Annotated in this window: 8 protein-coding genes; 1 reads left to right on the forward strand and 7 read right to left on the reverse strand. The window is 64.9% G+C overall.

Annotated features, from left to right (window positions below):
• Positions 1-10: 10 nt before the first annotated feature.
• From WMN78_RS14840 to WMN78_RS14850, 3 genes are read right to left on the reverse strand one after another with little or no spacing between them, the layout of a single operon-like run.
• On the reverse strand, positions 11-331 hold the full coding sequence (locus WMN78_RS14840; protein WP_305942427.1) for a DMT family transporter: 321 nt from the start codon (positions 329-331) through the stop codon (positions 11-13).
• Positions 328-684, reverse strand: a complete 357-nt coding sequence (locus WMN78_RS14845; RefSeq protein ID WP_340534507.1) for a DMT family transporter — start codon at positions 682-684, stop codon at positions 328-330. Before WMN78_RS14845 ends, WMN78_RS14840 begins: the two co-directional genes overlap by 4 nt.
• Before the next feature lie 30 nt (positions 685-714).
• The gene (locus tag WMN78_RS14850) at positions 715-1,353 is read right to left on the reverse strand and encodes an isochorismatase family protein (protein WP_340534508.1); all 639 of its coding nucleotides are present in this window, start codon (positions 1,351-1,353) and stop codon (positions 715-717) included.
• Between the two features lie 134 nt (positions 1,354-1,487).
• Here WMN78_RS14850 and WMN78_RS14855 point away from each other — a divergent pair, with 134 nt between their 5' ends.
• Positions 1,488-2,453 carry a GlxA family transcriptional regulator gene (locus WMN78_RS14855; RefSeq protein WP_340534509.1) on the forward strand — a complete coding sequence of 322 codons (966 nt, stop codon included), beginning with the start codon at positions 1,488-1,490 and terminating at the stop codon, positions 2,451-2,453.
• A gap of 101 nt (positions 2,454-2,554) precedes the next feature.
• On the opposite strand, the gene katG is transcribed toward WMN78_RS14855, so the two are convergent.
• The 4 genes from katG to WMN78_RS14875 form a co-directional block, all read right to left on the reverse strand.
• A complete protein-coding gene (gene katG / locus WMN78_RS14860; protein ID WP_340534510.1) occupies positions 2,555-4,849 on the reverse strand; it encodes a catalase/peroxidase HPI in 2,295 nt (764 codons plus the stop codon).
• 156 nt (positions 4,850-5,005) lie between these two features.
• The gene (locus WMN78_RS14865; RefSeq protein ID WP_340534511.1) at positions 5,006-5,191 is read right to left on the reverse strand and encodes a hypothetical protein; all 186 of its coding nucleotides are present in this window, start codon (positions 5,189-5,191) and stop codon (positions 5,006-5,008) included.
• A complete protein-coding gene (locus tag WMN78_RS14870; protein WP_340534512.1) occupies positions 5,173-5,349 on the reverse strand; it encodes an antibiotic biosynthesis monooxygenase family protein in 177 nt (58 codons plus the stop codon). Before WMN78_RS14870 ends, WMN78_RS14865 begins: the two co-directional genes overlap by 19 nt.
• A gap of 120 nt (positions 5,350-5,469) precedes the next feature.
• Positions 5,470-6,497 (reverse strand): LLM class flavin-dependent oxidoreductase (locus WMN78_RS14875; protein WP_340534513.1); only part of this gene is annotated, 1,028 nt, incomplete at its 5' end.

Below are 6,497 nucleotides of genomic sequence, written 5' to 3' on the forward strand. Positions count from 1 at the left end.
CACTTCCTGCCTAGTGGACGGCACCAAGCTCGATGAGCAGGACGCCGCCGATGATGAGGCCGAGCCCCAGCATCATGACTGGGGTGATTGTCTCCTTGAAGAAGACGCGGCTTCCCAGTGCGGTCAGGGCGACGCCGGCAGCGGCCCAGGTGCCGTACGCAACCCCGAGGCTCATTCCCTGGTCCAGGGTCAGGGTGAGGAGGGCAAACGCCAGGAAATACCCGACGCCGACCGGTAGGTACCAGCGGCGCTTGCCGGTGGACGCGACACGCAGGAACAAGGTGGCGGTCACCTCGGTGAGGATGGCCCCTGCCAGCAGAAGCCACATCATGAGCTGGCCATTTCCTTTGCCGGCTCTCCGGCCGGCGTTTTGTGCGATCCCAGTTCAACGCAGAGGACCCCGCCGATGACCATGGCCACCCCGACCAGCATGACAGGGGTCAGTGCTTCGCCGAAGATGAGGGCCGCCAGCAGCACCGTGAGGGTTACGCCCAGCGCAGCCCAGATGCCGTAGGCGACCCCCAGGCCAAGGCCTTTGCGGAGTACCCCTGCGAGGAAACCGAAAGAAGCGGTGTAGCCGAGGACAACAACAATGAAGAAGGCAGGATGATCCAGGGCAGCCTTCAGGGCAAGGGACGCACTCACCTCACTGAGGATCGCGCCGGCCAGAAGAATCCACTTCATTCAATAAGTCCTTGAGAGTTTTTGGGCTGGTTATGCCTGGGGGAGCAGTCTGGAACCGGCCACCGCGGAGCTGCCGAGGTCACTCCTTGTCAGAGCCTGCCGGCTGTCCAGCGCCCTGGTCCACGTGTCAGTATCCGCTACTGCTGCCCAGTTCGAGTTCAGCAACGTCAGGAGCGTCGTGTGGACCGTCTTTGCGTCAGCGAAGCCTGCGTCGTTGGCGAGGTTGATGGCGCCGGTGGCATCTGAGAGGACTTCTGTGGTGAAGCCAAGGAACTCTGCCTCCACGGCTGAGGCGAGCACGCAGTTGTTGGTCATGTAGCCCACCAGGGTGACCGTGTCGACGTCGTGCTGGCGCAACCAGGCGGCGAGGTCCGTGCCGGCGTACACGGACCCGTAGTCCTTGATGATGGAATGCCAGCTGCCGGTCTTGCGGCGTTCAATCTCGGGGTGCAGCTCGAATTCAGGCGTGCCGGGCGCAAAGACGGGTGCACCTTCGCCCGCGGAGTGCTGGATCGCGACGATCGGAATGCCCGCTGCGGTGGCGGCGTCGACTGCCTTCGAAATCATGGGCAGCGACTCCTGGTGCGGCGGGTACTGGATCTCGAGCGGGCCGCCGAAGTACTGCTGCTGCACGTCGATGAGGATAAGGGCGCGGCGGGGGCTGGTCATTTTCTTGGTTCTCCCTGGGGATTTTCTGGGCTGCCTTCTGGCAACCGTTTCAGTCTTCCTGCTGCCGACGAATGCCAACAGTGGCACGAAGGCACATATACGATGGAATCGGGCCAATCAGGAAGAGGTGCAGCATGAGGATCGCGGTGTACGCCTTCGACGGGGCAACCATGTTTCACCTTGCTGTCCCGCAGATGGTTTTTGACGAGGTTGCCCGCCAGGGCATTGCCGGGTGGGAGACAGTTCTTTTTTCTGACCAGGCAGGCGGGATAACAACCGCTGAGGGGTATCGGCTGGGGGAGGTGAAAGGACCCGAAGCCGCCGAAGAGGCAGACGTTGTGGTGGTGCCCTCATGGTTCGACGACGGGCGAGTCCCCAGCGATTCGTTGCGGCGGGTGCTGCAGGGAGCGCACGGGAGAGGTGTGGCCATCCTGGGGCTGTGCCTTGGGGCCATTCCGGTAGCGGACGCAGGATTGCTGTCCGGACGCCGGGCCGTCACGCACTGGCAGGCCTTCGAATCCCTGGCTGAGCGGCACCCCGACGTCACCCTTGACCAGTCCGTTCTCTATATCGATCACGGTGACGTACTGACCTCGGCCGGCACCGCGTCCGCGCTGGACGCCTGCCTGCACCTGGTGCGTGCCCGGCTGGGAGCAGAAGCGGCAAACCACGTGGCACGCAGCCTCGTCATTGCCCCGCACCGTGAGGGCGGACAGGCGCAATACATTGAGCACCCCATGCCACCGCGCTCCACCGATGACCCGATCTCAAGGTTGCTCGAGTGGGCCCTGGGGCACCTGGCCCAACCCCTCACTATTGACTATCTCGCCGCACGGGCACACCTGAGCCGCCGCACTTTCGTCCGGGCCTTCCGGGCAGCAACGGGCACAACACCGGCAGCGTGGATTCGTGCCCGCCGGCTCGACGCAGCACGGCGGCTGCTTGAGACAACAGACCTGTCGATAGACCAGATCTCGGCCGACTGCGGATTCGGCAACGCCGTCACCCTCCGCCAGAACTTCGCGGCCGCGTTTGCCACGACACCAACGGACTATCGGCGCCGTTTTGACGCCCGCAGCGGGGCAGCGTCGCCGCATTGATCACGTCATGGAACGGGCCCTGCGGGCTCAGATAACGGGAGGACTGCTCCGGGCCGGCCGCGTCTGCAGCCGGCCCGGGGCCATCAATCAGTAACCCGAGCTCAGGACAGGTCGAAGCGGTCCAGCTCCATGACCTTCACCCAGGCGGCCACGAAGTCGTTGACGAACTTCTCCCGGCCGTCATCGCTGGCGTAGACCTCGGCCAGTGCCCGGAGCTGGGAGTTGGAGCCGAAGACCAGGTCCACGGGCGTGGCGGTCCACTTCAGCTCACCGGTGGCCACGTCGCTGATCTCGTAGACGTTCTCCTCGCCTTGCGATGCCTTCCACTTGGTGCCCGGGGAGAGCAGGTTGACGAAGAAGTCGTTGGTCAGGACCTGCGGCCGGTCGGTGAGGACTCCGTGCTTGGAGCCGCCGATGTTGGTGCCGAGGGCGCGCATGCCGCCGACGAGCACTGTCATCTCCGGCCCGGAGAGGTCCAGCAGGTACGCCTTGTCCAGCAGGAGGGTCTCCGGCTGGAGCTTCTCGCCGGCTCGTACATAGTTGCGGAACCCGTCTGCCCGCGGCTTCAGGTACTGGAAGGATTCGACGTCGGTCTGGTCCTGGGCGGCGTCGGCCCGTCCGGGCCGGAACGGCACGGTGACGGCGAAACCGGCATCCTGCGCCGCCTTCTCCACTGCCGCGCAGCCGCCGAGGACGATCAGGTCTGCCAGCGAGACCTTTTTGCCGTTGGCCTGGGCGGAGTTGAACTGCTGCTGCACCTTCTCAAACGCCTGCACCGCCGTCGAAAGCTGCTCGCTTTCGTTGATCTCCCAGCTGCGCTGGGGCTCCAGCCGGATGCGCGCACCGTTGGCGCCGCCGCGCTTGTCGGTCTTGCGGTAGGTGGATGCGGCCGCCCACGCCGTGCCGGCAAGCTGCGAGACGGTCAGGCCCGAGTCCAGCAGCTGCGCCTTGAGCGAGGCGATGTCCTGCTCGTCGATCAGCTCGTGGTCTACCGCCGGGACAGGGTCCTGCCAGAGCTGGGCCTCCGGGACCCACGGTCCGAGCATATGCGGACCGACGGGACCCATGTCGCGGTGCAGCAGTTTGTACCAGGCCTTCGCGAACGCGAGCTGGAACTCGTCCGGGTTCTCCAGGAAGCGCCGCCCGATTTCGCCGTAGACCGGGTCGAAGCGCAGCGACAGGTCTGTTGTCAGCATGGTGGGGCGGTGCTTTTTCTCCGGGTCGTGTGCGTCAGGGATGATTTCCGGGGCATCCTTGGCGACCCACTGGTGCGCGCCCGCCGGGCTCTTGACCAGCTCCCACTCGTATTCGAACAGGATTTCCAGGAAGCGGTTGCTCCACTGGGTGGGCCGGTCTGTCCACGTGACCTCAAGGCCGGAGGTGATCGTGTCGCCGCCCTTGCCGCTGCCGTACGTGCTGATCCAACCGAGGCCCTGCTCCTCCAGGTTTGCGCCCTCCGGCTCGGGTCCGACGTGCGCATCGGCGTCGCCGGCGCCGTGGGTCTTGCCGAACGTGTGGCCGCCGGCGATCAGCGCGAAAGTTTCTTCGTCGTTCATGGCCATGCGTTTGAAGGTCTCGCGGATGAATGCCGCCGCGAGTTTGGGATCCGGGTTGCCCATCGGCCCCTCGGGGTTGACGTAGATCAGGCCCATTTCCGTGGAGCCGACCTCCTCCGCCATCTGTCCTTCGCCGATGTAGCGCTCGTCTCCCAGCCAGGTGTCCTCCGGCCCCCAGAAAATCTCCTCGGGCTCCCATACGTCCTCGCGGCCGAAGGCGAAGCCAAAGGTCTTGAAGCCCATGGATTCGAGCGCGACGTTTCCGGCGAGGACCAGCAGATCGGCCCAGGAAAGTTTTTGGCCGTACTTCTGCTTAACGGGCCACAGCAGCCGCCGGGCCTTGTCCAGGTTGGCGTTGTCCGGCCAGCTGTTGAGCGGGGCGAACCGCTGGCTGCCGTCCCCGGCGCCGCCGCGGCCGTCCTGGACACGGTAGGTTCCGGCGGCGTGCCAGCTCAACCGGATCATGAGGCCGCCGTAGTGGCCGAAGTCCGCAGGCCACCAGTCCTGGGAGGTGGTCAGGACCTGGGTGATGTCCTGCTTGAGGGCCTCGACGTCGAGCTTCTGGAACTCCTCGCGGTAGCTGAATGTGGGGCCGAGCGGGTTGCCAGCCTGGTTGTGGGCGTGGAGCACGGAGAGGTCCAGCTGGTTGGGCCACCAGTCTGCGACGGTCCGCGGCCGGTGCCCCTTGGGTTGCGGCGAGTCGATCGCCGGGTTCTCACTCTCGCTGCCGTGCGAGGTCACGCTGCCATGGTCCACCGGGCATCCACCCTCAACCTTGCGGTCCAGGCCTTGGGCACTTCCGGGAGTGGGGACCGGGGGATGGTCCTGGTGATCGGTCATGTGCTTCCTTCCATCTGGCCGAGGCCGTGGAGCGGACTCGGGCGGCCGGTTCAACCTTCCCATTTGAACATGGGGACGGCCGTGAGAGGAGGGGGTAGGGGCCTTCTCCTGCACCATTAATCCGGCTTGCCCTGGTGGCGGGAACCGAAGCAACCACTAGGCACTGTCACATGTCGGGGCAGTAGTTACGCTGTGGCCCGGACGAGGGACCGAGGCGACCAGGTTGTAGTGCTCGACGACGGGAAACGGCTCATAGAACCGGTGCAGGAGGGCGCGCCACTCCTGGTACTCAGGGGATTCCCGGAAAGCAACAGTGTGGTCCTTCAGCGAGTCCCACTCCACGAGTAGAAGGTACGTGTTGGGAACTCGGTGGACCGCGAGAGCGACAACGTGAGGAACCCGGGCATTGAGGCGATGATGGGGCGGGCACGGGCGAACGCCGTTTCGAATGCTTCTTCCTGGCCAGGAATCACAGGCAGCAGGGCGTGTTCAGTGATCATCCCGCAAGTCTTGCAACTTCCGGTCCGGGGAATTCCAGTCAGCCTCCACCCGCTGCCGGGCAGCCTGGATGTAGAACTGACTTTCGCGTAGCGTCAGCGAATCGATCTTCTACGTCGCGCCTACTTCGTGGCCTCCCCGGCCTCAGCCGGAGTCCATCCCAGGGCGGGACCCAGTTTGCCTGCGATGTCCGTGAGGATCTGGACGTAGTCCTCATGGTCAAAGCTGAAGGGCAGTGCAAATGCCACCTCGTCGACTTCCTGGAATCCTGCATGAGCGTAGAGCTGCTCGGCAAGTTCCTCGCTGGTGCCGATGAGGTCCGGTGCGAACAACATGCCTTTCGGCCCCTGCGGCGCCCGGGTGCGGGGAGTACGTTCATCCACGTAGCGTTGGTACTTCTCCCGCTGGCCCGGCGACGCCGAATCGGTGGGGATCACCACCAAGCCCTGCGACACCCTGGCCGGCCCCCGCGCTTGTGCTGACGCAGCGGCCTCACGGTAGGCCCGGATCTGCGATTGCTGAATGCGGGCAAAGTCCGGTTCCTGGTCAGGTTCGGGGAAGACCACACTGCTGGAGAGCAGATTGAAGCCGTTTGCTCCGGCCCAAACGGCCGACTTTTTGCTCCCCGCCCCATACCAAAGCCGGTCCCGCAGCCCCGGCGAGTGCGGCTCGACGCGGTTGGAGAACTCCTCGGTCACTCCTTGCCTGCCGGAAAAGTCGCGCACCTTTTCCCCGGCGACCAGCCGGGCGAACCGCTCCACGCGGGCGTAGCTGAAGTCCTCAAGCTCCGAGGTATCCGGGTGAAGTTCATGTTTCACTGTGTCGTAGTGCATGGGTTCCCCCACGCTCAGCCCGGGATTGACACGTCCCCCGGCGAGCAGATCCACAGTGGCCAGGTCCTCGGCCAGACGCAGCGGGTTTTCCCACCCGAGCGGGGTGACGGCGGTGCCAAGATGGATCCGGGATGTGCGCTGGCTGGCGGCGGCCATGACTGCCACAGGGGAAGAAATTCCGAACTGCAGATGGCGGTGCCGCAGCCAGGCGCTGTCGAATCCAAGCCGCTCGCCAAGTTCGATGATCTGCAACGTGGATTCATGGCCCCGCGCCGGATCCGCAGGATCAAACAGGCCGATGGTGAGGAATCCAAGCT

Origin of the sequence: Arthrobacter oryzae (assembly GCF_037911235.1) — a bacterium.
In the GTDB taxonomy this organism is placed as follows: domain Bacteria; phylum Actinomycetota; class Actinomycetes; order Actinomycetales; family Micrococcaceae; genus Arthrobacter; species Arthrobacter oryzae_E.

Bases quoted from the DNA above. Each gene is read 5' to 3' on its own strand.
- WMN78_RS14840 (WP_305942427.1), bottom strand. From the start codon at position 331: ATGATGTGGCTTCTGCTGGCAGGGGCCATCCTCACCGAGGTGACCGCC.
- WMN78_RS14845 (WP_340534507.1), bottom strand. From the start codon at position 684: ATGAAGTGGATTCTTCTGGCCGGCGCGATCCTCAGTGAGGTGAGTGCG.
- WMN78_RS14850 (WP_340534508.1), bottom strand. From the start codon at position 1,353: ATGACCAGCCCCCGCCGCGCCCTTATCCTCATCGACGTGCAGCAGCAG.
- WMN78_RS14855 (WP_340534509.1), top strand. From the start codon at position 1,488: ATGAGGATCGCGGTGTACGCCTTCGACGGGGCAACCATGTTTCACCTT.
- katG (WP_340534510.1), bottom strand. From the start codon at position 4,849: ATGACCGATCACCAGGACCATCCCCCGGTCCCCACTCCCGGAAGTGCC.
- WMN78_RS14870 (WP_340534512.1), bottom strand. From the start codon at position 5,349: ATGATCACTGAACACGCCCTGCTGCCTGTGATTCCTGGCCAGGAAGAA.